This is a genomic window from Thauera butanivorans NBRC 103042 (assembly GCF_001591165.1).
GTDB classification, from domain to species: Bacteria; Pseudomonadota; Gammaproteobacteria; order Burkholderiales; family Rhodocyclaceae; genus Thauera; species Thauera butanivorans.
The window spans coordinates 91,907-115,683 of sequence record NZ_BCUG01000011.1; the positions used below are offsets into that span (position 1 = coordinate 91,907).

Consider the following 23,777-nt stretch of genomic DNA (forward strand, 5'->3'; position numbering starts at 1 on the left):
GCGCAAGGCTGGTTTTCCCGCCAATGGTTTGCCCGGCATTTTCGTGGTTCATTCTCACGAACCATACTCAAGCTACTGAAGCACAACGATTTTTCGGATCCTCACTGCTGTCGCATGCCCATCGTCCGTGCCGCCCTGCCGGTTCCGCTGCCGCAAGTGTTTGATTATCTTGCCCCGGATGCCTCCGAAGCCGACGTCGGGCGCTGCGTCAAGGTGCCGTTCGGGCGTGGCGAGCGCAACGGCCTGATCGTCGCCCTGGCTGCCGAGGCCGACGTCGACCCGGCGCGGCTCAAGGCCGTGCATCACATCCAGCGCGACGTGCCGCCGCTGCCGCCGGACTGGCTGGAACTGGCCGCTTTCGTCGCCCGCTACTACCACGCACCGATCGGCGAAGTCGTCGCGCTCGCGCTGCCGCCGGGGCTGCGCCGCGCCGACGGCGTCAGCGGCGACGAAGACGATCCCCTGCTCGACATCGGCCCGGCCGGCACCGAAGCCTTGCAGGCCGGCCGACGCCCGAGCAAGGCGCTTGCCCTGCTGCAGGCACTGGCGCAGGACACGCCGCCGTGGCGGCGAAACGCGGTGCGCGAGCGAGAGGGGGGCGAAGCGGTCGGCGACCTGCTGCGCCGCGGCTGGCTGGTCGAGGCCGCGCTCGATACTCCGGGCCGCGCCGCGTCCGGCGTCCTGCCGGAACTGACCACGGAGCAGGACGGCACGGTGAAGGCCATCCTGGACGCCGGCGAGGGTTTCCGCAGCTGGCTGCTGCACGGCGTCACCGGCAGCGGCAAGACCGAGGTCTATCTGCGCCTGGCCGCCCGCATGCTGGCACGGGGCAGGCAGGTGCTGATGCTGGTGCCCGAGATCGCGCTGACGCCGCAGCTCGAACAGCGCGTCGCCCAGCGTTTCGCCGCGGCCCGCATCGTCAGCCTGCATTCCGGTCTGGCCGATGGCGCGCGTTCGCGCGGCTTCGTCCAGGCCCTGAGCGGCCGTGCCGACATCGTGCTCGGCACCCGGCTCGCGGTGTTCGCGCCGCTGCCGCGGCTGGGCCTGATCCTGGTCGATGAGGAACACGACGCTTCCTACAAGCAGCAGGAAGGTGTGCGCTACTCGGCACGCGACGTCGCCGTGTGGCGCGCCCGCCAGCGCGGCGTGCCGGTGGTGCTGGGTTCGGCCACGCCGTCGCTGGAAACCTGGTACCACGCCCGCAGCGAACGCTACGCGCTGCAGGTGCTGAAACAGCGCGCGGTGGCGGCCACGATGCCGACGGTGCGCTGTATCGACGTGCGCCGCCTGAAGCTGGACGAAGGGCTCAGCCCCGGCCTGCAGGCGGCGATCGCACAACGGCTGGAACGCGGCGAGCAGAGCCTGGTGTTCCTCAACCGCCGCGGCTACGCGCCGGTACTGTCCTGCCCGTCCTGCGGCTGGGTCAGTCGCTGCCCGCACTGTTCGGCCAACCTCGTCGTCCACCTCGCCGACCGTCGCCTGCGCTGCCACCACTGCGGCTGCGAGGGCGGCATCCCGCACGCCTGCCCGAGCTGCGGCGACCAGGACATCAAGCCCTTCGGCCGCGGCACGCAGCGCATCGAAGCGCGCCTGGCCGAGCTGTATCCGCAGGCGCGGGTGCTGCGGGTCGATCGCGATGCCGCGCGCACGCGCAGGCAATGGGAGGCGCTGCTCGACACCATCGCCGCAGGCGGCGCCGACATCCTGGTCGGCACCCAGATGATGGCCAAGGGGCACGACTTCCCGAACCTGACCCTGGTCGGCGTCGTCGGCGCCGACGCCTCGCTGCACGCCGCCGACTTCCGCGCCCCCGAGCGCCTGTTCCAGCAATTGATGCAGGTCGGCGGCCGCGCCGGGCGGGGCGCGCTGCCCGGCGAAGTACTGATCCAGACCGAATACCCGGAGCATCCGCTCTACCGGCACCTCGCCCGCCACGACTTCGACGCCTTCGCCCGCATGGAGCTGCAGGCGCGGCGCAGCGCCGGCTTTCCGCCCTTCAGCCACCAGGCCATGCTGCGCGCCGATGCGCCGGCGCTGGACGACGCCGTCGAGTTCCTGCGCCACGCCCGCCGCCTCGCCGCCGAGCATGCCCCGGACGGCCTGCGCATCTACGACCCGGTGCCGATGCGCATGACCCGGCTGGCCCGGCGCGAACGCGCCCAGCTACTGCTCGAAGCCGACCAGCGCAGCCTGCTGCAGGCTTTCCTCACCGACTGGATGGCACTGCTCTACCGCCAGCGCACTGCGCGCGAGCTGCGCTGGCAACTGGATGTGGATCCGCTGGAAGTGTGACGCCAATCCGGAACGGGTGGATGGAGCACCCATAAACCACCCGTAAATCGGGTGCTGCATCCGATCTGCCAGTGTTCGGCCGGCTACTCCGCCGGCACCGACCACCCGCCGCCGAGCGCAGCAACCAGTTGCACGCTGGCCTGCAGCCTGTCGCGGGTGATGTCCAGCGCGTTGCGGCGGGCGGCGAGGGTGCCGTTCTGCGCCACCACCACCTCGAGGAAGGACACCTGGCCGGCGCGGTAGCGGTTGGTCACCAGGCGTTCGTTTTCCTCGGCCAGCGCCACCACGCGGGCCTGCTGGGCGGCGCGGGCCTCGAGGGCGCGCAGGCTGGCGAAGGCGTCCTCGGTTTCCTGCAGCGCGGCCAGCACCGCTTCGCGCCAGGCTTCGGCGGCGGCGTCGTGCGCGGCGCGGGCGTCGTCCAGCGTCGCCGCGCGGGCGCCGCCGTCGAACAGCGTCGCCGCCAGCGTTGGGCCGAGCGCCCAGACCCGGTTGGGCGCCTCGAACCAGTCGGCGAAGGAGCCGGAGCGGTAGCCGCCGGACAGGCCCAGGGTCAGGTCGGGCAGCCAGGCCGCCTGGGCGACGCCGATGCGGGCGTTGGCCGCGGCGACGCGGCGCTCGGCCACCACCAGGTCGGGGCGGCGGGCGAGCAGTTCGCCCGGCAGTGCCGACGGCACGGCGGGTAGCGCCAGCAGGCTGCCGTCGGCTTCGATGCCGAAGCTGGAGGGCGGCTGGCCGGCGAGCACCGCGATGGCGTTCTCGGCCATCGCGCGCTGGTCGACGAGTTCGAGCAACTGGGCGCGCACGCCTTCGAGCTGGTTTTCGGCCTGCACCACGTCGGCGCGCGCGATCATGCCGGCCTCGTACTGGTTCTGCGTGAGCTGCAGCGAGCGGGTGTAGGCCGCCTCGGTCTGCAGCAGCAGCTCGCGCTGCAGGTCGAGCACCCGCAGGCGGATGTAGGACTGAGCCAGGCTGGCCTGCAGCGACAACCGCAGCGCGGCCAGGTCGGCGGCCGAGCCGGCCAGTTCGGCTTCGCCGGCTTCGACCGCGCGCCGCACCCGTCCCCACAGGTCGGGGATCCAGCTCACCGACAGGCCGCCGTCGTAGCTGTTGGCCACGCCGTCGGCCGTGCCGCTGCGCCGGGCCGAGAGCTCGGCGCCCACCGTCGGTGAAAAGCCGGCGCGGGCGCCGCGCAAGGCGGCTTCGGCCTGGCGCAGACGCGCGGCGGCCTGCGCCATTCCCGGATTGGCGGCTTCCAGCTCGGCGATCAGGGCGTCCAGCGTGTCGTCGCCGTAGGCTTTCCACCAGTTGCCGTCTTCGAGCAGCGGAGTCCGCACCGTCTGCCAGCCGGCGTCGTGCTTGAAGGTCTGCGGCATCGCGGGCAGTTCCGGCGCGCGGTAGTCGGGCCCGACTGCGCAGCCGGTCAGGACGAAGGCGGCGGAGAGGGAGCAGAGCGTGGTCAGGCGCATGGCGGGAAAGGCGGAGGAAGGGATGAGCGGTCCGAGGCAGCGACGGCGAAACGCCCGCCCCCCTTGGCCGGGCGTCCCTTGTCGGGCGCCCGGCCAAGGGAGAGGAGGCGGCTGGAGCGGGAAAGGCTGCTGTTCTTCATGGCGTTACCGTCCCGACCGCAGCGCGCTTGCGCAGCACGCGCAGCCGCAGGCGGTCGAGGCCGAGGTAGACCACCGGCGTGGTGTACAGCGTCAGCAACTGGCTGACCGCCAGGCCGCCGACGATGGCGATGCCGAGCGGCTGGCGCAGCTCCGAGCCTTCGCCGACGCCGAGCAGCAGCGGCAGGGCGCCGAGCAGGGCGGCGAGGTTGGTCATCAGGATGGGGCGCAGGCGCAGCAGCGCGGCGCGCTCGATCGAGGCGCGCGGCGACAGGCCGAGCCGGCGCTCGCCGTCGATGGCGAAATCGATCATCAGGATGGCGTTCTTCATCACCACGCCGATCAGCAGGAACAGGCCGAGCAGCGCGATCAGGCTGAACTCGGTGCCCGACAGCATCAGCGCCAGCAACGCGCCGATGCCGGCCGAGGGCAGCGTGGACAGGATCGTCAGCGGATGCAGCGTGCTTTCGTACAGGATGCCGAGGACGAAATACACCGTCACCAGCACCGCCAGGATCAGCAGCGGCTGCGACTGGCTGGTCTGCCCCAGGGTCTGGGCCGAGCCGCCGTGGCGGACGAACAGCGCGGACGGCATCATCAGCTTCGCCACCGCCTCGTCGATCGCCTGCATCGCCTGTTCCGGGCCGACGCCGGGTGCCAGCGCGTAGTCGACGCCTTCGACGGCGTACTGCTCCTTGTGCGACACGCGGTCGTTGCTGAGGCTGTGGCGGTAGCGGGTGAAGGCCGACAGCGGCACGCGCTGGCCGTCGGCGGTCACCACCTGCAGCTCGTCGAGCACGCCGGCGTGCTCGGTGTAGCGCGGGTCGAGTTCCATCACCACGCGGTACTGGTTGAGGCTGTCGTACAGCGTCGCGACCTGGCGCTGCGAGAAGGAGTTGTTGAGCACCGAGCCGATCATGCGCATGTCCACGCCCAGGCGCTGGGCGGCTTCGCGGTCGACGTCGATGCTCAGCTGCTGCGTGCCTTCGTCGCGGTAGCCGTTGACGTCGACGAGCTCGGGCAGATCCTCCATCGCCCGGGTCAGGCGAACCGCCCACTGCTTCAGCATCTCGGTCTCGGGCGACATCAGCAGCACCGTGTAGTCGCTGGTGTTGAAGGGCGGATTGAGCTGGATGTCCTGGTCGACGTGCATGAACAGCATGCCGCCCGGCACCTTGGGCGCGCTGGCGCGCAGGCGGTCGATGACCTCGCGGGCGCTGGCGTCGCGCTCGGCGCGCGGCTTGAGCTTGACCATCAGCCAGGAGTTGCTGATGCCGCCGGTGCCGCCGCTGGTGCCGACGACGTCCTCGACCGCCGGGTCGGACAGGATGTGCTGGCGGTAGACGTCGATCTTGGGCTGCATCAACTGGAAGGAGAAGCCGTCGTCGCCGCGCACCATGCCGCGCAGCTGGCCGGTGTCCTGTTCCGGCAGCGTGCCCTTGGGAATGGCGACGTACAGCCAGACGTTGCAGGCGATCACCGCGCTCAGCAGCAGCAGCACGATGACGCCGTGGCGCAGCGCCCAGCCCAGGCTGGCCGCGTAGCCGCGCTGCAGGGTGGCCGACAGGCGGCTGCTGAGGGCCGCCAGGCGCCCGCCGCCGCGTTCCTCGCGCGGGCGCAGCAGATGGGCGCACAGGCTGGGCGTCAACGTCAGCGACACGGCGAGCGACACCAGGATCGCGGCGGCGAGGGTGACGACGAACTCGCGGAACAGGCGCTCGAGCACGCCGCCCATGAACAGCACCGACAGGAACACCACCACCAGCGAGACGTTCATCGCCAGCAGCGTGAAGCCGACTTCGCCCGCGCCTTTCAGCGCCGCGCGGTAGGGGCGCATGCCGTCGGCGATGTGGCGCTCGATGTTCTCCAGCACGACGATGGCGTCGTCCACCACCAGGCCGGCGGCGACGATCAGCGCCATCAGCGACAGGTTGTTGAGCGAGAAGCCGTAGAAGTACATCGCCACGAAGGCGCCGATCAGCGACACCGGCACCGCCAGGCTCGGGATCAGCGCGGCGCGGCCGTCGCCGAGGAAGGCCCACACCACCGCGATCACCAGTCCGGCGGCGATCAGCAGCGTGAACTGCGCTTCGGCCAGCGTGGCGCGGATGCCGGGGCTGCGATCGACCACCACCCGCATCGCCGTGTCGGCCGGCAGCAGCGCCTGCAGCATCGGCATCTGTGCGCGGATGGTGTCGACAGTGGCGACGATGTTGGCGTCGGGCTGGCGATAGACCTGCAGCAGCACCGCCGGGTCGTGGTTGTGGAAGCCGCTGCTGTAGCGGTTCTCGGTGCTGTCGCTGACGGTGGCGACGTCGCCCAGCCGCAGCACTGCGCCGTCGCGGTAGCGCACGATCAGTTCGCGGTAGTCGTCGGCGGTGCGCAGGCTGTCGCTGGTGCCGACGCGCCAGCGCAGATCACCCTCTTCGAGCACGCCGAGCGGCTCCAGCGCGTTGGCGGCGGAGATCGCCGTGCGGATGTCGTCGAGCGCGATGCCGTGATGGGCGAGCATGCCGGGATTGAGCTGCACTCGCACCGCCGGCAGCGCCGAGCCGCCGACGGCGACTTCGCCGACGCCTTCGATCTGGGCGATCTTCTGCGCGATGATGGTCGCCGCCAGGTCGTACAGCCGGCCGGGCGACAGGCTGGGCGAGGACAGCGCGATCACCATCACCGGCGAGCGGGTCGAGTTGACCTTGCGGTAGCCGGGGTTGCCCGGCATGCCGGCCGGCAGCTGGCCGCGCACCGCGTTGATCGCCGCCTGCACGTCGCGCGCGGCGGCATTGATGTCGCGGTCGAGGTCGAAGCGCAGCCGCACCCGGCTGGCGCCCTGGCTGCTGGACGAGGTGAGCTCGGTGACGCCGGCGATGCTGCCGAGCGCGCGTTCGAGCGGTGTCGCCACGTTCGCCGCCATGCTTTCCGGGCTGGCGCCGGGCAGGTTGGCGGTGACCTCGATCTGCGGGAACTCCACCTCGGGCAGCGGCGCCACCGGCAGCAGCCGGTAGGCGAGCAGGCCGCACAGCACCAGCGCGATCGCGAGCAGGCAACTCGCCACCGGCCGGCGGATGAAGGCGCGCGCCAGGTTCATGCGCGCGCGTCCGCGGCGGCCGTGTCCGGCTGTGCCGCGCGTCCGCCGGTCAGGCGGTCGAAGAACAGATAGACCACCGGCGTGGTGAACAGCGTCAGCACCTGGCTGACCAGCAGGCCGCCGACCATGACGACGCCGAGCGGCTGGCGCAGTTCGGCGCCCGAGCCGCCGGCCAGCATCAGCGGCAGCGCGCCGACCAGCGCCGCCAGCGTGGTCATCAGGATGGGGCGGAAGCGCAGCAGCGCGGCGCGGCGGATGGCGTCGTGCGGCGCCATGCCGAGCTTGCGCTGCGCATCGAGGGCGAAGTCGACCATCATGATGCCGTTCTTCTTGACCAGGCCGATCAGCAGCACGATGCCGATCACCGCCACCAGGTCGAGCGGCCGGCCCGACAGGTGCAGCGCGGCGAGCGCGCCGACGGTGGCCGAGGGCAGCGTGGACAGGATGGTGATCGGGTGGATGGTGCTTTCGTACAGCACGCCGAGCACGATGTACATCGTCACCACCGCCGCCAGGATCAGCCACAAGGTGTTGCCGAGCGAGGCGCGGAAGGCTTCGGCCGCGCCCTGGAAGCGCATTTCCACCGCCATCGGCAGGTCGATTTCGCCGCGCACCGTTTCGATCGCCGCCACCGCTTCGCCGAGCGAGGCGCCCGGCGCCAGGTTGAAGGACAGCGTCGCCGCCGGGAACTGGCCCTGGTGCGAGATCGCCAGCACCGCCGGGCGCAGCGAGATGCGCGCCACCGTCGACAGCGGCACCGGCCCGCCGGCGGCCGGGATGTAGGTGCGCTCCAGCGCCTCGGGGCCGACCGCGTGGCGCGGATCGACCTCGAGCACGATGCGGTACTGGTTGGCGTGGGTGAACAGCGTGGCGATCTGGCGCTGGCCGTAGGCGGTGTGCAGCGCACCGATCACCTGCGCGGCGCTGACGCCCAGGCGGGTCGCGGCGTCGCGGTCGATCTCGACCCGGGCCTGCACGCCGCCGCGCTGCAGGTCGGAAGCGACGTCAGCCAGCTCCGGGCGCTGGCGCAGTGCCGTCACCATGGCGTCGACCCAGGCCGCCAGTTCGTCCTCGTCCGGCGTGGACAGCGTGAACTGGTACTGGGTGCGGCTGATGCGGTCCTCGATCGACAGTTCCTGCACCGGCTGCATCCAGGCTTCGATGCCTTCGACTGCGGTGAAGCGCTCCGCCAGCCGCTGCATGATCTCCGCCACGCCGTCGCGCTCGCCGTGCGGGTGCAGGTTGATCAGCATGCGCCCGCTGTTGAGCGTGGTGTTGCTGCCGTCGACGCCGATGAAGGACGACAGGCTCTGCACCTGCGGATCGGCCATCGCCACCCGCGCCAGCGCCTGCTGGCGTTCGGCCATGGCGCTGAAGGACACGGTCTGCGGCGCCTCGGTGACGACCTGGATCACGCCGCTGTCCTGCACCGGGAAGAAGCCCTTGGGCACGGTGACGTAGAGCAGTGCGGTCAGCGCCAGCGTGCCGAGCGTGACCAGCAAGGTGGCGGTCTGGTGGCGCAGCACCCAGTCGAGCCATACCGCATAGCGGTCGATGACGCGGTCGAGGAAGCCATTGCCGCTTTCCTCATGTCCTGCCGTGTCGCCGAGCATGCGCGCGCTCATCATCGGCGTCAGCGTCAGCGATACCACCAGCGAGATCATGATCGCCACCGCCAGCGTCACGGCGAACTCGTGGAACAGCCGGCCGACCACGTCGCCCATGAACAGCAGCGGGATCAGCACCGCGATCAGCGAGATGGTCAGCGACACCAGCGTGAAGCCGATCTCGGCAGCGCCCTTCAGCGCGGCCTGCATCGGCGAGGCGCCGGCCTCGCGGTGGCGGGCGATATTCTCCAGCATCACGATGGCGTCGTCGACGACGAAGCCGGTGGCGATGGTCAGCGCCATCAGGCTGAGGTTGTTCACCGAGAAGCCGGCGAGATACATGACGCCGAAAGTGCCCACCAGCGACAGCGGCACCGCCACGCTCGGGATCAGCGTCGCGCTCGCGCGGCGCAGGAACAGGAAGGTCACCAGCACCACCAGGCCGACGGCGAACACCAGCTCCTTCTGCACGTCGCGCACCGAGGCGCGGATGGACAGCGTCCGGTCGGTCAGCATCGCCACATCGACCGCCGCCGGCAGCGTCGCGGTGAGCTGCGGCAGCAGCTCGCGCACGCGGTCGGCCACTTCGATGACGTTGGCGCCCGGCTGGCGCTGGATGTTGACCAGCACCGCCGGTGCATCGACCGGTTCGGCGCAGGCGCCGTCTGCATCGCTGGCCAGGCAGTATCCGGCCCAGGCGGCGAGGAAGCGGTCTTCCGCGCCCTGTTCGATGGTGGCGATGTCGCCCAGGCGCAGTGGCGCGCCGTTCGACCAGGTGACGATCAGATTGCGATATTCCTCGACCGACTTGATCTGGTCGTTGGCTTCGACCATGACGAAGCGGTGCGGGCCGTCCAGGCTGCCCTTGGGTTGGGTGGAGTTGGCCGCCACCAGCGTGCTGCGGATGTCCTCCATGCTCAGGCCGTGGGCGGCGAGCGCCTGCGGATTGACCTGCACCCGCAGCGCCGGGCGCTGGCCGCCGGCCAGGCTGACCATGCCGACGCCGGGCAACTGCGCCAGCTTCTGCGCCATGCGGGTGTCGACCATGTCGTACACCTCGGGCAGCGGCAGCGCCGCCGAGGACACCGCCAGCGTCACGATCGGCGCGTCGGCGGGATTGACCTTGCGGTAGATCGGCGGCGTCGGCAGGTCGCTCGGCAGCAGGTTGGCGGCGGTGTTGATCGCCGCCTGCACTTCCTGCTCGGCCACGCCCAGATCGACGCTGAGGCCGAACTGCAGGGTGATCGCCGAGGCGCCGCCGGAGCTGGTCGAGCTCATCTGCTTGAGCCCCGGGATCTGCCCCAGGCGGCGCTCCAGCGGCGCGGTGATGGTGCGGGCCGTCACCTCGGGACTGGCGCCCGGGTGGAAGGTGAACACCTGGATGATCGGGTAATCGACCTGGGGCAGCGCCGCCACCGGCAGCAGCCGCCACGCCAGCAGGCCGGAGATGACGAGCGCGAGCATCAGCAGCGTGGTCGCCACTGGCCGCTCGATGAAGGGGCGGGAGATGTTCATCGCTGGAGAGTCGTTCAGCCGCCCGGGCGCGGGCCGCCGGGGGAGCCAGAGCTGGCGGCCGGCGTTCCGGGGGCTCCAGCACCAGCAGAGGGTGCGCCCGATGGTCTCGTGCCCGCAGCCGGCCCGCCGGCTCCCGGTGCGCCGGGTGCCCGTATGCCGCCTTCCATGCTGCCGTCACTGTCGGCCAGGATCACGTTGCTGCCTTCGCGCAGGCGGTCCAGCCCCTCGAGCACGACCTGCTCGCCGCCTTCGAGGCCGTCTTCCACCACCACCTTGACGCCGTCCGAGGCGCCCAGCGCCACCGGGCGGATGTTGGCCTTGCCCCCGTTGATGACGTAGACGTAGCTGCCCCTGGAGCCGAACTGCACCGAATCGGCGGGGATCGTCACCGCATCCTGGATGCTGCGCACCGCGAGGCGGACATTGACGAACTGGTTCGGGAACAGGGCGTCGTCGGCATTGGCGAATTCGGCTTTCAGCCGCACCGTGCCGGTGGCGGTGTCGATCTGGTTGTCGAAGGTGCGCAGCACGCCGCTGGCGATCGGCTTGCGGTCGTCGCGGTCCCAGGCTTCCACTTCCAGGCTGCGGCCGCGCGCCATTTCCTCGCGCACCGTCGCCAGGTCGCGCTCGGGCACGGTGAACATCACCGCGATCGGGCGGGTCTGGACGATGCTGACGATACCCTCGCTGTCGCCGCTGGAAATCAGGTTGCCGGCATCGACCCGGCGCAGGCCGACGCGGCCTTCGATCGGCGCCTCGATGCGGGTCCAGCCGAGCTTCAGGCGGGCATCGTCGACCTGGGCCTGGTTCGACTTCAGCGTGCCGCGCAGCTGATTGACCAGCGCTTCCTGGGCTTCGACCTGCTGGCGGGCGATCGAATCCTGCTCGAACAGCAGGCGGTAGCGGGCGAGCTCGGTTTCGGCGTTCTTGAGCTGGGCCTGGTTCTGCTGCAACTGGCCTTCGGCCTGGGCGAGGCCGACGCGGTAGGGCGCGGGGTCGATCTCGGCCAGCAGCGCCCCCTTGCGCACCCGGTCGCCTTCGTTGAAGGCCAGCCTGATCAGCTCGCCATCGACGCGGCTGCGCACCGTGACGCTGGCCAGCGGCGTGACCGTGCCGATCGCGCGCAGGCGCACGTCCAGTTCACCGCGTTCGGCGGGTACGGTCTTGACCGGCACCGGACCGCCCCAGCCCATCATCGGCCGTGGCGGCCCCGAAGGGGCGGAGGTTTGCGCCGCGGGGCGCAGGAAGTACCAGGTGGCCGTGGCCGCCGCGACGACTGCGGCCAGCAGCAAGAGGCGCGATCGCCCCTTGGGTGACGAAGTGGAAGGCATGGGTTCGGGAAAGCGCGTGCTGCGCGGCGGCGTTCCCGGAACGGAGCGCCGGAATTGCCTGAAAAGGAATTGATTGGGATTTCAAGTGAGATTCGTTCTCAAGTATAAAAGGGGCGGCGCGTCCTCTCAAGCTGAACGGGGGGTTTGACGCGATTTCTGTGACCGGATTCCCTTGCAGCCGGGATTTTCTATTGAGCCGGTCTTCAATCAGACCGTTCTTACTGCGTCAGGCGGTTGACGGGTTTCGCCACGTTCCACCTGCGCGACCCAACGCGTTCTGCCGTCACCGATTCGTGGGTTGGTAGGATGGGTAGAGCAACGCGAAACCCATCTCATGGCTTCATGCCGGCCACAGCCACGCCGCGCCGCGCACGCCCGAGGCGTCGCCATGCCGGGCCGGCACCAGCCGCGTGGCGATGCAGTCGGAAAAGACGAAGGGCGCCCACAGCGCGGGGACGTTCGTATACAGGCGCTCGATGCGCGACAGGCCGCCGCCGAGCACGATCACATCCGGATCGAGCAGGTTGATCACCCCGGCCAGCGCACGCGCCAGGCGCTGTTCGTAGCGCCGCAGGGTGGCGTCGCAGTCGGGGTCGTGGTTCGCCGCGGCGACGATCGCGGCGGCGCCGAGCGTATCGCCGTGGCGCCGGGCGTGGTCGGCCGCCATGCCGGGGCCGGACAGCCAGGTTTCGATGCAGCCGCTGCGACCGCAATAGCAGGCGGGTAGCGGCAGTTCGTCGGCGGTGGGCAGCGGCAGCGGGTTGTGCCCCCATTCGCCGGCGACGCCGTTCACGCCATTCAGCAGCCCGCCGCGGACGACGATGCCGCCGCCCACGCCGGTGCCCAGGATCACCGCGAACACCACCTCCGCACCCGCGCCGGCGCCATCGGCGGCCTCGGACATCGCCAGGCAGTTGGCGTCGTTGGCCATGCGTATCGGGCGGCCGAGCAGGGCTTCGAGGTCCTGCTGCAGCGGCTGGCCGTTCAGGCAGGTGGAATTGGCGTTGCGCATGCGGCCGCTGCGCGGTGAGGCCGAACCCGGCGTGCCGATGCCCACCGTGGCGCTCATGCCGACGTGCGCTTCGGCTTCACTGACCAGATCGGTGATGGCCTGCAGCGTGGCGGGATAGTCGCCCTGCGGCGTCGGCACGCGGCGGCGAAAGCGTTCGCAGCCGCGCTCGTCGAGGGCGACGAGCTCGATCTTGGTGCCGCCCAGATCGATGCCGACGCGCATGGCGCGCAGCGCTCAGATCAGCCGTTCGACCGCGCTGCGATACAGCTCCAGCGCTTCGTCGCGGCTGCCGGCGCTAAGGCCGAGGTTGTTCACCAGGCCGTTGTCCAGGCTGTAGCACCACGCATGCACGGTCACGTTCTGGCCGCGCTGCCAGGCTTCGCGCAGCACCGAGGTCTGGCACACATTGACCACCTGGTGGATGGCATTGAGTTCGCACAGCCGGTCGAGCCGGACGTCGGCGTCGTCGATCTGCGCCAGGCGCTCGGTGTGGCGGTCGCGCACGTCCTGTACGTGGCGCAGCCAGTTGTCGGTAAGGCCGGTGCGGTTGTCGTTGAGCGCCGCCTTGACCCCGCCGCAGCCGTAGTGGCCGACCACCAGGATGTGCTTCACGCGCAGCATCTCGACCGCGTAGTGGATCACCGACAGGGCGTTGAGATCAGTATGGACGACGACGTTGGCGACGTTGCGATGGACGAAGACCTCGCCCGGCGCCAGCCCGATGATCTGGTTCGCCGGCACGCGGCTGTCGGAACAGCCGATCCACAGATACTCGGGCGACTGCTGGTTGACCAGGCGGGAGAAGAACTCCGGGTCCTCGGCCTGCATGCGTTCGGACCAGGCCTTGTTGTTGGCGAAGAGGTGTTCGATGGATTGAGGCATGAAAATCCTTGGATCGCGCGCTTGCGCAGTAGGCGCGATTGTGAAGGACAACCCGGGATCGGAACAGTGGGCAGGGTGTTGCGGCCGCGCGGAAAGCCTGCATCCCATGCTGGCGCTGAGCGCCGTGCTTTGTCTCGAATGCAGGACCATGATGTGGCCCCAGCCGCCGCACTGCCAACTTCTTCACACCTGATTCGATAGGCATAGCTCGATACTTATGCCGGAAACGGACGGTCGTGCCGGAATGGCTTGAGAAGGTCACGGGCCTGGATTGGCATCGTTGGTGACGATGCTGAATTTACGGAGATGGGATGCTGCAGTATTAGTGTGAGCAGGATGATATGTGGATTCTGTCTACTCATTTACTGGCCCGTTCCGTCTACTACAACTGTTATATTCCACGAGGCGATTGATGCGAATATTCGGAGACGAAGAAAAGAAAATAATTCGGAAGATTAATACCGGTGACGGCTTTGCTAGAAACCTGATTAACATCTTTGAGAGCATAAAGAACCTTCCACATGTGCGAGTGAAGGTTAACAAAGCATCTATGTCCGCAGAATTGTTATTTGAGTGCCAGAGTTCTCAGCCGACTAGTGGTGAGATTCAGTATGCAATAAAAGAGCATCAAGACATCATCGAAAAGCTTATAGTGCATTTGGTTCTGTTGAGGCACCTAGAGAAAGAGGAACTCGCAACATTTTTTGAGCCAGCACAGAATAACCAGAATGTAATAGAATTTGGGGCAGGGGCTGTAAATATGCCTTCGTTCTCAATGGCAATTAACGACGCAACATTGATCAAGCTTCTCGCGGAATATGTTAATAAAGAAATCGTTCCAGCTCCTTCTCTTCGTCATTTAGAGAAAAATGATTTCCGGTCGGACGAAGAGCTACGATTTATAAGGCAGCAGCGTACTACTTGGTCAGCTATCGCCGTAACGTTCTTAATTGGGGTAATGGGTATATATAACGGATACCAAGTTTATTCGTTTCAAAAGGTACAGGCAGAGCAGTCTTCTGAAGATATCAATGAAATGGTGGCTGCCATTAATAATGGGTTTGACTCACTTAATGTATCAGGGGTATACCCGCATTCAGAGCTAGAAAGAATTGCAAATGAACTTTCGCAATTAAACTTGGCTATCGAAAGCTGGTCGCAATCTGGCTCGGCATCGGAAGAATGAATATAACAATCGGCTGCACAGCGACCGTTTTTCCGCCGCTTTCGCGGCTCCAAACCGGCGCGTGAGCCGGGCGTTAGCCACCTACAAAGTCCTATGACATCTCAAACATCAGACAAACTTGCTGTTCTCATAGATGCTGATAACGCTCAGGCAAGCATTGCGCCTGAGCTCCTAGCGGAAATTTCTCAGTACGGTACAGCGACGGTGAAAAGAGCTTACGGCGACTGGACTACTCAAAATCTAGTTGGCTGGAAAGAAACACTTCACAATCACGCCATCCAGCCAGTGCAGCAGTTCAGATTCACTGTTGGGAAGAATGCAACAGATTCCGCTCTAATCATCGATGCCATGGATCTCCTTCATAGCGGAACCGTAGATGGTTTCTGCTTGGTATCCTCCGACAGCGATTTCACTCGTCTTGCAACGAGAATCCGAGAAGCAGGATTCTCTGTATATGGATTCGGCGAAAAAAAGACCCCTCGCCCTTTTGTTGCAGCTTGTGATAAATTCGTCTTTACGGAGATCCTTCGACCACAAGTAAAAGACATTGAATCTGCGTCACCTCCGGCTTCAGAGGAACCGCTTCAGCCACTACTCACTTCTGCTATCAATGGAGCAGCCCGTGAGGACAGATGGGCCGCTCTATCTGCGGTTGGTTCTCTTATCATGAAGGCAAATCCATCGTTTGACCCTAGAAACTATGGCTATCAGAAGCTAGGCGAGTTGGTGCGCGCGCAGACTTATCTGGAAACCAAATCCATTCCTGTTGGCGATGGCTCTCCGAACGTACATATTTATGTCCGGCGCAAAAATGGCTAACAATTCCCCAAGGGGCTTCCCGTCACTGTTTTCTGCAGACAGCACCGTTAATCATGCACGCATCTTCTTCTCTGGCTGATCACGCCTGGGCGTGACCGCTTCTTGACTGCCAGCATCGCAATGGACAAGGACAAAACAGACTGCCTTTCCTCAATCGGCCTTGTTCGGCACACACGTGCCGGGGCCATGCGACTAACCGCTCCGGCTGGCCTCAATCACTCGTCGGCGCGGCCACCGCTTTCTCGGCCACTTCACCCCCACTGGCGCCACGCCTCGGGCTTGTACTGGCGGAAGTGGGAAGTCCCTTTGTAGTTATTCGCGGGGAGCGTGTATTGACAATATCGCTACAAATACTAGACTGACCTCCTTTCCAGGCTACGAGGTTCGCCATGCCGCTCCCCCGCTCCGCGGTGCATAAGGCCGCGACAAAGGACGAAGTCATCCAGATTCGCGCCCCCAGGCAGGCCAAGGCGCTGTTCGGCCAGGCGGCGGCCCTGCGCGGGCAGAAGCTTTCCGAATTCATGCTCGACTGCGCCTACCGCCAGGCCGAGGCAACCTTGCTCGACCAGCGCACCTTCTTTCTCGACGAAGCTGCCCATGCGCGTTTTCTGGACTTGCTCGACGCTCCGCCCGCCCTTTCCGCCGACGCGGCACGACGGCTGCAACGCAAGGCACCGTGGGAAGCGTAAACGCGCCTGTGCTCGGCAGGCCGGAGCCGCTTGCTCTGCATCACGACGTTTCGCGCTTCGGCAACGGCCGTCATCCCTCGCTTGACCACTGGCTGCACGATCAGGCGCGGCGCAGCGAAGGTTTGTCGGCCCGAAGCTACGTCGTCTGCCCGCTGGCCGAACCAGACCGCGTGGTCGGCTATTTCTCCATCGCCACCGCGCTGGAGCAGCGCAACGCGCTACCTTCCGCCAAATTGCGCCAGAACATGCCGGAGCGCGTGCCGCTCCTGCTCATCGCCCGGCTGGCCGTCGATACCGAATGGCAAGGCCGGGGGGTGGGGTCGGCGCTGCTCGCGGATGCGTTGCGCCGCTGCCTTGCTGCATCCGAAATCGCCGGGGTGCGTGGTGTCATCGTGCATGCGATCGACACCACTGCCGCTGCGTTCTATCTGGCGCACGGTTTCATCCTCTCGCCGCTGGGCGAACATGTCCTCTTGATGCCCATCGAAACGGTACGGGGCATATTGTCGTGAGCCGGGGCTGGAAAACCGTGGGTTGTCCCGTGTGGCGCTGAAGCCGTAAGGCCTGGCCGGCGTCACATCCATTGGGCTCCGTCTGGAGCTTGATCCGGCCACACCCCTAGTTCGACGAGCTGTTTCGTCGCCGCCTCGGCCCAGCCGCGATTCGCCGCCGGGCTGGCCGGACTCGGGTGCAGCACACGCCCAAACTTGATACCCGCCGCACCGCTCAACGCCTCCATGGCACGCTTCTCGGCCCAGTTGCCGATGCCGATCACCCATTCCGGCTGCAAGGCATCGATCAGCGTGCGCAGGTGGATGTCGCAGGCGGCCAGCAGCGGACGCTGCTCGGCCGCAAGCAGCTTGTCCGGCGTGAGATTGCGTCCGCCTTCGAAGAACATCAGCGGGCAGTAGTTGGCGACGAAGTGTTCGGCGAAGAAGGCTTCCGGCGTGCCGAAGCGTTCGCGGAACAGGCCCCACAGGCGTTGGCCGCTGACTTCGGAGCGGGTGCAGGCGAAGCCTTCGACCGGGCGCTTGGGGTTGGTCTCGCGCGGCTGGCCGACCGGGCCTTCCAACTCCAGCCAGTCGCGCGCGCTGGCGATCTCGCCGAAAGGCACGCCGATCTGCGCCATGCCGAAGGGCCCCGGGTTCATGCCGACGAAGACCACGCGCTTGCGCCCTTCGCCGTAGCGCTCCAGGTAGCGGCGATGCACTTCCCAGGCGTAGTCGAGCGGGTTGTAGACGTGGGTGACGGGCGCCGAGAAGCGCATCGCGTCGACTTCGGCCGACAGTTTGCGGGCGGCGTCGATGAGGATGGGGGCGGTGTGGGTGCTTGAAGTCATGAAGATCGGAACGGGAGGCCGGCAGAAGGGTCGAGTTTAGCGGACTGCCCATCGCTGCGTGCCATGGGCCAGCGATGAGGACGGTGGCCGATTCAGGGGAGCAGGAACTTCAGCAGATACAGCGTCGCCATGCCGGCGGCGATGGTCGCCAGCACGTTGCGGGTGCGCCAGGCGACGATGACGGCGGCGAGCGCGGCCCAGGGGCGGGGCGTGTCGAAGGCGAACTGGACGTCGCCGCCGTGCACGAACAGCGCGCTGGCGGTCAGCGCAGCGAAGCTGGCCGGGGCGATGTGTCGGCACAGCGCATGCAGCCAGCCCGGCAACGCGTGTTTGGCGAAGAAACCGATCATCGCGTAGCGGTACAGGAAGGTCAGGATGCCGACGACGACCAGCAGGGCGAGCAGTATGGGTGTGCTCATGCGGCGGACTCCTGCTTCACGCGCTCCAGCCGGCGCACCGTCCATACGCCGGCGAGCAGGCCGAGCAGGATCGCTGCAACCAGGCCGAGCTTGTAGGGCAGGCCGGCGAAGGCTAGCGCACCCAGGCCGGCGACCAGTGCCGCGGCGCGGCCGGCGCGTTCGCGCAACAGCAGGGTGAGCAGGGCGATGAAGGTCAGCGGCACGGCGAAGTCCAGCTCCCACTCGGCAGGGATGGTGGCGCCGAACAGCAGCCCGGCAGCGGTGGAGAGCTGCCAGCCGGCCCACAGCGTGAAGCCGGCGCCGAAGAAGTACCAGTGGCGCAGATCGGCGCCGTCATCACGCTGGGCGGTGTCGGCCGCGTGCCGCTGGTAGCGCAGCACGGCCACGGCGTAGGCTTCGTCGGTCAGCAAATAGGCGAGCAGCAGGCGCCAGCGGCGGGGCAGGTGGCGGACGTATTCGGCCATCGAGGCGCTGTACAGCACGTGGCGCAGGTTGAGCAGGCCGGAAGTAAGTGCGATCGGCAGCGCACCGGCACCGGCCGCCAGCATCTGCACGATGACGAGCTGGGCCGCACCGGCGAAGACCATGGCCGACGCCAACTGCGCGACCCAGGCCGGTACGCCGGCGGCGAGCGCGGCGATGCCGTAGATCATGCCGAAGGGGATGACGCCCAGCAGCAGCGGTGCTTCGCCGCGGCAGCCGGCGAGGAATTCGCCGCTCGCGCTTGTGGCCTTCCCTGCCATCAGTCGTCCATCGCCGGATCGACCTTCGGCCGCCCCAGGCGCTGGAGCGCGTCGCGCAGCCACCATACCATCGCCACGCCGGGCACGGCGACGATGATGGAGAAGATGAAGAAGGCCGGCCAGCCGATGCTTTGCGACAGCACGCCGGACAGCGGGCTGACGTAGATGCGGCCGACCGCGGCGAAGGCCGACAGCATGGCGTAGTGGGTGGCGCTGAAGTGCTGGTTGCACAGGCCCATCAGCAGCGCGACGAAAGCGACCGTGCCCATGCCGCCGCTGATGTTCTCGCCGGCGATCACCGCCAGCAGCAGCAAGTCGAGCGCCGCGGGGGCGTCCAGCGAGACGATGCCCCAGTCGAAGGCCGGCACCATCACCGCGCCCCAGGCGCCTTTGCCGAGCTGCGCAAGCAGGTAGAAGCCGAAGTTCGACACCAGTTGCAGCACGCCGAACAGCAGCAGCGAGCGGTACAGCGCCAGCCGCGTCATGATCAGCCCGCCGATGAAGGCGCCGAGGATGGTGAGCCAGATGCCGATGACCTTGTTGGCGATGCCGACTTCTTCCTGCGAGAAGCCCATGCCCTTGATCAGGAAGGGCGTGGTCAGGCTGCCGGCGAAGGCGTCGCCGAGCTTGTAGAGGATGATCAGCGCCAGGAAGGCGGCCGCGCCCTGTTGGGCGAAGTAGCTCGACAGCGAGCGGTTCAGGGTTTCGAAGCCGGCACGGCGTGCGGCCCACCAGGCCAGTGGCAGAGCCAGCGCGATCTCGGCGAGGACGAACAGCAGCTGGATCCAGCGGTTGGCGTCGTCGGGGTCGAGCCCGAGCAGGATCAGCGCCTGGCGGGCGATCCAGTAGCCGGCGGCGACGCCGCACAGCATCGCGGCGAAGCCGATCAGTTCGCGCCTGGGGTCGGAATCGAGCGGTTTCAGCGCCGCCGACACCCGCGGCAGCGCCAGCAGCGAGACGATGCCGCAGCCCAGCATCAGCAGCGCCATGGTCTGGTACACCCGTGGCCACGAGGCCCACTGGCCGGCCCAGATCAGCGCGATGCCGCCGGACAGGATCATCGCCAGGCGGTAGGCGAAGACGTGCACCGAGGCGCCCAGGCCGCGTTCGTCCTCGGGCAGCAGGTCGGTGCGGTAGGCGTCGACGACCACGTCCTGCGAGGCCGACAGGAACGCGACCAGCACCGCGGCGGCGGCGAACAGGCCGGGCGTGGTGGTCGGCGACAGGCTCGCCATCCACCACAGCAGCGCCGCGAGCGCGAACTGGGTCAGCGCCAGCCAGCCGCGGCGGCGGCCGAGCCAGGGCGGCTCGAAGCGGTCCATCAGCGGCGCCCACAGGAACTTGAAGGTGTAGGGCACGCCGACCAGGCCGAAGAAGCCGATGGTGGCGAGATCGACGCCGTCGACCGTCAGCCAGGCCTGCATTGCCTGGCCGGTCAGCGCCAGCGGCAGGCCGGAAGCAAAGCCGAGCACCAGGATGGCGGACAGGCGCCAGGTACGAGCGAAAGCGAGGGGATGAGAGGCGGGCAAGAGGCGTGGGCGGGCGGCGTGGCGGAACGGCGCATTATCGCAGATCGGCCAGGCCCCGCCGGCAGATACGGAGCGGTATGGCGAGTCTACACAATTCGATACGTTGCTTGCGTCCGCGGGCGGATGCCTCAACAATGCCGCCATTCAGCCGAGTTCGGCTGCAGAATTTCCAGCTTCGAGGAGGGAGTCCTTCATGTCGTACACAGTGACCGTGGTATTCGGCGGCAACCGCGAGTACGAATTTGCGCTGCATGAATCCGCTGTGGCGGGCACGACCAAGGAACAGGCGCGCAGCTGGCTGGCGCAGGAATTCGAGGAACTCGAATGCACCCCGTCCAACCCGATGGGCAAGGTGCTGGTGCTGGACATGATCCTCAACGTCGCAAAGTATGGCGGCGAGAGCCGCTTCGAGCAGGCGAGCGAGTGGGCGAAGAAGTTCGCGCTGGTGACGGCGGCCGCGCTCGATCGCCCGGCTGTCCGCGTCGACGTGGCGGCGTTTACCGTCGGCTGATTTCCGAACCTCGTAGCGGGGTAGGGTGGGTGGAGCCGCAGGTGACATCCACCGTTTCAGGGGGGACTCCGGGGTTGGGGTCAATGGGTTGCGGCGCTACCTGTGCGGCCGGCCCCGTCCTGCTTGGCTGGGGCCGGGGTTGATGGGTTTCGCCGTCGACTCTACCCATCCTACCCGGCGCGGCCGAGGCGGTACACCGCCACGCTGGCAAGGAAGTTCGGCTCTTCCAGTACCAGCTTGCCTTCGTCGAACGCCAGCCGCTCGCGTACCGCGATGCCGTTCATCTCGCACAGCACGTCGAAGTCGGCGATGGTGAAGAAGCGCACGTTGGGGGTGTTGAACCACTGGTGCGGCAGGCTCTCGGACACCGGCATGCGGCCGTTGAGGATACTCTGGCGGTGGCGCCAGTAGCCGAAGTTCGGAAAGCTCACCACCGCTTCGCGGCCGACCCGCAGCATCTCGTGCAGGATGCCCTGGGTGTTGTGCATGGCCTGCAGCGACAGGCTCATGATGACGTGGTCGAAGAAGCCGTCCTCCAGGCCGACGAGGCCTTTCTCCAGGTCCATCTGGATCACGTTGATGCCGTTCCTGACGCTGGCCTGCAGCTTGTCGGGATCGTTCTCGACGCCGTAGCCCTGCACCTGGCGCACCTCCATCAGGTGTCTGAGCAGCGTGCCGTCGCCGCAGCCGAGGTCGAGCACCTTTTCGCCGGGCTCGATCCATTGCGCGATCACTTCATGGTCGTAACGGTAGGCGGTCATGTCATACCTCGATGCGGTCGAACCAGGCCGACAGCAGCGCGTGGTAGCGCGTTTCGTCGAGCAGGAATGAGTCGTGGCCGGCGGGGCAGTCGATGTCCGCGTAGCTGACGTTGCGCTTGTTGTGCAGCAGCGCATAGACGATCTCGCGCGAGCGTTCGGGCGAGAAGCGCCAGTCGGTGGTGAAGGAGATCACCAGGAAATCGGCGCTGGCACGCGCCAGCGCGGCCGGCAGGCTGCCGCCGTAGTCGAAGGCGGGGTCGAAGTAGTCCAGCGCCTTGGTCGTCAGCAGGTAGGTGTTGGCGTCGAAGTAGCCGGCGAACTTGTCGCCCTGGTAGCGCAGGTAGGACTCGATCTCGAACTCGACGTCGTAGCTGTAGGTGTTGCGGCCGTGGCGCAGGCTGCGGCCGAATTTCTCCGCCATCGAATCGTCGGACAGGTAGGTGATGTGGCCCACCATGCGCGCCAGCTTGAGGCCGCGCGCCGGCACCACGCCGTGCTCGTAGTAGTGGCCGCCGTGGAACTCGGGGTCGGTCAGGATGGCCTGGCGCGCCACTTCGTTGAAGGCGATATTCTGCGCGGTGAGCTTGGGCGCGGCGGCGATCACCGCGACGTGGCCGACGCGCTCGGGAAACTGCAGCGACCACGACAGCGCCTGCATGCCGCCCAGGCTGCCGCCGACGACCGCGGCGAAGCGTGCTATGCCGAGCCGGTCGGCCAGCCGCGCCTGCGATTCGACCCAGTCCTCGACGGTGACGAAGGGGAAGTCGGCGCCCCACAGCTTGCCGGTGGCCGGATTGGTCTGGTTGGGGCCGGACGAGCCGTAGCAGCCGCCGAGGTTGTTCACCCCGATGACGAAGAACTTGCGCGTGTCCAGCGGTTTGCCCGGGCCGATCAGGTTGTCCCACCAGCCGACGTTGTGCGGATCGTCCGCATAGTGGCCGGCAAGGTGGTGCGAGCCCGACAGCGCGTGGCAGACCAGCACCGCGTTGCTGCGCTCGGCATTGAGCGTGCCGTAGGTCTCGTAGACCAGATGGTAGTTGTCGAGCTGCCCGCCGCTGCGCAGCTTGAGCGGCTCGGCGAAGTCCGCCCGCTGCGGTGCGACGACCCCGACGGATTGAGCTTGGATCATGTTCGTGCCGTTAAAAACGAAAAACCCAGCCGGCTGAAGCAGCGGACTGGGTGCCCTCGCTTTAGCCGTATTTGTTGAGCGCCCGCAAGCTGTTGATCAAATCGGCGCTAGGTCGGGCGAACTTAGCGCCCGCCGCGGGAAAAGTCAAACCTCGCGGCATGATAAGATTTTCCTCCGCATCACCAATCGGTACCGTCATGATCCAGGTCATCGTCAATGGCCAGCCCCAAGCGCTGGCGCCCGGTCTCACCGTCCTCGGCCTGCTCGAAGCGCGCGGCCTCGTCGGCAAGCGCCTGGCGGTCGAGCGCAACGGCGACATCGTGCCCAAGGCGCGCCATGCCGAAGTGCAGCTCGCCGAGGGCGACCGGGTCGAGATCGTCGTCGCCGTCGGCGGCGGCTGAGTCCGCCGCACGCCGGCCGTAGATCCGGCCGCTGAATCCGCCTTCGCGCAAGCGCATGCATCGGCGCAAGCTCCACCCCATCATCGAGAACAACACAGGCTTTCACACCATGAACGACCCCCTGGTCATCGCCGGCAAGACCTATGGCTCGCGCCTGCTGGTCGGCACCGGCAAGTACAAGGATTTCGCCGAGACCCGCGGGGCCATCGACGCCAGCGGCGCCGAGATCGTCACCGTCGCCATCCGCCGCACCAACATCGGCCAGAACCCGGACGAGCCCAACCTGCTCGACGTGCTGCCGCCGGACCGCTTCACCATCCTGCCCAACACCGCCGGCTGCTACACCGCCGACGACGCGGTGCGCACGCTGCGCCTGGCGCGCGAGTTGTTGTCAACCGAGGCTCGACGGCATGATCTGTGCAAGCTCGAAGTGCTGGGCGACCCGAGCAACCTGTTCCCCAACATGCCTGAGACGCTGAAGGCGGCCGAGATCCTGGTCAAGGACGGCTTCGACGTCATGGTCTACTGTGCCGACGACCCCATCCAGGCCCGCATGCTGGAAGACATCGGCTGCGCCGCGGTGATGCCGCTCGCCTCGCTGATCGGCTCCGGCATGGGCATCCTGAACCCGTGGAACCTGCGCCTGATCATCGACAACGCCAAGGTGCCGGTGCTGGTCGATGCCGGCGTCGGCACGGCGTCGGATGCCGCCATCGCGATGGAGCTGGGCTGCGACGGCGTGCTGATGAACACCGCCATCGCCGGCGCCGGCCAGCCGGTGCTGATGGCGAGCGCGATGAAAAAGGCGGTCGAGGCCGGCCGCGAGGCTTTCCTGGCCGGGCGCATGCCGCGCAAGTTCTATTCGGCCGACCCCAGCTCGCCGACCCAGGGGCTGATCGGTTCATGAGCGAGGCAGGCGA

20 protein-coding genes are annotated in these 23,777 nt (G+C 67.3%); 8 read left to right on the top strand and 12 right to left on the bottom strand.

Features of this window, described 5'->3' with window-relative positions; genetic code table 11:
• Positions 1–114: 114 nt before the first annotated feature.
• The gene (locus TBU01S_RS05820) at positions 115–2,292 is read left to right on the top strand and encodes a primosomal protein N' (RefSeq protein ID WP_068635693.1); all 2,178 of its coding nucleotides are present in this window, start codon (positions 115–117) and stop codon (positions 2,290–2,292) included.
• Positions 2,293–2,375: 83 nt separating this feature from the next.
• Here the strand turns inward: TBU01S_RS05820 and TBU01S_RS05825 are convergent, their stop codons facing one another.
• The 6 genes from TBU01S_RS05825 to can form a co-directional block, all read right to left on the bottom strand.
• A complete protein-coding gene (locus tag TBU01S_RS05825) occupies positions 2,376–3,758 on the bottom strand; it encodes an efflux transporter outer membrane subunit (RefSeq protein WP_068635694.1) in 1,383 nt (460 codons plus the stop codon).
• Between the two features lie 136 nt (positions 3,759–3,894).
• Complete coding sequence (locus TBU01S_RS05830; RefSeq protein WP_083953482.1) at positions 3,895–6,984, bottom strand: efflux RND transporter permease subunit; 3,090 nt, start codon at positions 6,982–6,984, stop codon at positions 3,895–3,897.
• On the bottom strand, positions 6,981–10,106 hold the full coding sequence (locus TBU01S_RS05835; protein WP_068635695.1) for an efflux RND transporter permease subunit: 3,126 nt from the start codon (positions 10,104–10,106) through the stop codon (positions 6,981–6,983). Before TBU01S_RS05835 ends, TBU01S_RS05830 begins: the two co-directional genes overlap by 4 nt.
• A 14-nt stretch (positions 10,107–10,120) precedes the next feature.
• Entirely contained in the window at positions 10,121–11,398 is a 1,278-nt protein-coding gene (locus tag TBU01S_RS05840) for an MdtA/MuxA family multidrug efflux RND transporter periplasmic adaptor subunit (RefSeq protein WP_083953483.1), read from the bottom strand.
• A 379-nt stretch (positions 11,399–11,777) separates the two neighbouring features.
• Entirely contained in the window at positions 11,778–12,671 is an 894-nt protein-coding gene (locus TBU01S_RS05845; RefSeq protein WP_068635696.1) for an ROK family protein, read from the bottom strand.
• A 12-nt stretch (positions 12,672–12,683) separates the two neighbouring features.
• Entirely contained in the window at positions 12,684–13,331 is a 648-nt protein-coding gene (gene can / locus TBU01S_RS05850; protein ID WP_068635697.1) for a carbonate dehydratase, read from the bottom strand.
• 412 nt (positions 13,332–13,743) lie between these two features.
• On the opposite strand from can, the gene TBU01S_RS23780 reads away from it, so the two are divergent.
• The 4 genes from TBU01S_RS23780 (at position 13,744) to TBU01S_RS05860 (ending at position 16,537) form a co-directional block, all read left to right on the top strand.
• Positions 13,744–14,517 (top strand): hypothetical protein, encoded by a 774-nt coding sequence (locus TBU01S_RS23780; protein ID WP_157659102.1) that lies wholly within the window; start codon positions 13,744–13,746, stop codon positions 14,515–14,517.
• Between the two features lie 93 nt (positions 14,518–14,610).
• On the top strand, positions 14,611–15,336 hold the full coding sequence (locus TBU01S_RS22950; RefSeq protein ID WP_083953484.1) for an NYN domain-containing protein: 726 nt from the start codon (positions 14,611–14,613) through the stop codon (positions 15,334–15,336).
• Positions 15,337–15,725: 389 nt separating this feature from the next.
• Positions 15,726–16,025 carry a type II toxin-antitoxin system TacA family antitoxin gene (locus TBU01S_RS05855; protein WP_068635698.1) on the top strand — a complete coding sequence of 100 codons (300 nt, stop codon included), beginning with the start codon at positions 15,726–15,728 and terminating at the stop codon, positions 16,023–16,025.
• A complete protein-coding gene (locus TBU01S_RS05860; RefSeq protein ID WP_068635699.1) occupies positions 16,013–16,537 on the top strand; it encodes a GNAT family N-acetyltransferase in 525 nt (174 codons plus the stop codon). The genes TBU01S_RS05855 and TBU01S_RS05860 overlap by 13 nt, the downstream gene beginning before the upstream one ends.
• A gap of 62 nt (positions 16,538–16,599) precedes the next feature.
• Here the strand turns inward: TBU01S_RS05860 and TBU01S_RS05865 are convergent, their stop codons facing one another.
• The 4 genes from TBU01S_RS05865 to TBU01S_RS05880 all read right to left on the bottom strand — a co-directional run bounded on the left by TBU01S_RS05865 (position 16,600) and on the right by TBU01S_RS05880 (position 20,055).
• Positions 16,600–17,364: a uracil-DNA glycosylase family protein gene (locus tag TBU01S_RS05865; protein WP_068635700.1), complete on the bottom strand. Its 765-nt coding sequence runs from the start codon at positions 17,362–17,364 to the stop codon at positions 16,600–16,602.
• A gap of 92 nt (positions 17,365–17,456) precedes the next feature.
• Positions 17,457–17,783: an AzlD domain-containing protein gene (locus tag TBU01S_RS05870; protein ID WP_068635701.1), complete on the bottom strand. Its 327-nt coding sequence runs from the start codon at positions 17,781–17,783 to the stop codon at positions 17,457–17,459.
• Complete coding sequence (locus tag TBU01S_RS05875) at positions 17,780–18,526, bottom strand: AzlC family ABC transporter permease (protein WP_068635702.1); 747 nt, start codon at positions 18,524–18,526, stop codon at positions 17,780–17,782. Before TBU01S_RS05875 ends, TBU01S_RS05870 begins: the two co-directional genes overlap by 4 nt.
• Positions 18,526–20,055 (bottom strand): AmpG family muropeptide MFS transporter, encoded by a 1,530-nt coding sequence (locus TBU01S_RS05880; RefSeq protein WP_068635703.1) that lies wholly within the window; start codon positions 20,053–20,055, stop codon positions 18,526–18,528. Before TBU01S_RS05880 ends, TBU01S_RS05875 begins: the two co-directional genes overlap by 1 nt.
• A gap of 193 nt (positions 20,056–20,248) precedes the next feature.
• Between TBU01S_RS05880 and TBU01S_RS05885 the strand changes: the two genes are divergently transcribed.
• Complete coding sequence (locus TBU01S_RS05885) at positions 20,249–20,566, top strand: hypothetical protein (RefSeq protein ID WP_068635704.1); 318 nt, start codon at positions 20,249–20,251, stop codon at positions 20,564–20,566.
• Between the two features lie 170 nt (positions 20,567–20,736).
• On the opposite strand, the gene metW is transcribed toward TBU01S_RS05885, so the two are convergent.
• Positions 20,737–21,327: a methionine biosynthesis protein MetW gene (gene metW, locus TBU01S_RS05890; protein ID WP_068635705.1), complete on the bottom strand. Its 591-nt coding sequence runs from the start codon at positions 21,325–21,327 to the stop codon at positions 20,737–20,739.
• Between the two features lies 1 nt (position 21,328).
• A complete protein-coding gene (gene metX / locus TBU01S_RS05895; protein ID WP_068635706.1) occupies positions 21,329–22,456 on the bottom strand; it encodes a homoserine O-succinyltransferase MetX in 1,128 nt (375 codons plus the stop codon).
• Between the two features lie 197 nt (positions 22,457–22,653).
• Between metX and thiS the strand changes: the two genes are divergently transcribed.
• Positions 22,654–22,857: a sulfur carrier protein ThiS gene (gene thiS / locus TBU01S_RS05900; RefSeq protein ID WP_068635707.1), complete on the top strand. Its 204-nt coding sequence runs from the start codon at positions 22,654–22,656 to the stop codon at positions 22,855–22,857.
• 109 nt (positions 22,858–22,966) lie between these two features.
• A complete protein-coding gene (locus tag TBU01S_RS05905; protein ID WP_068635733.1) occupies positions 22,967–23,764 on the top strand; it encodes a thiazole synthase in 798 nt (265 codons plus the stop codon).
• The last annotated feature ends 13 nt before the right edge of the window (positions 23,765–23,777 follow it).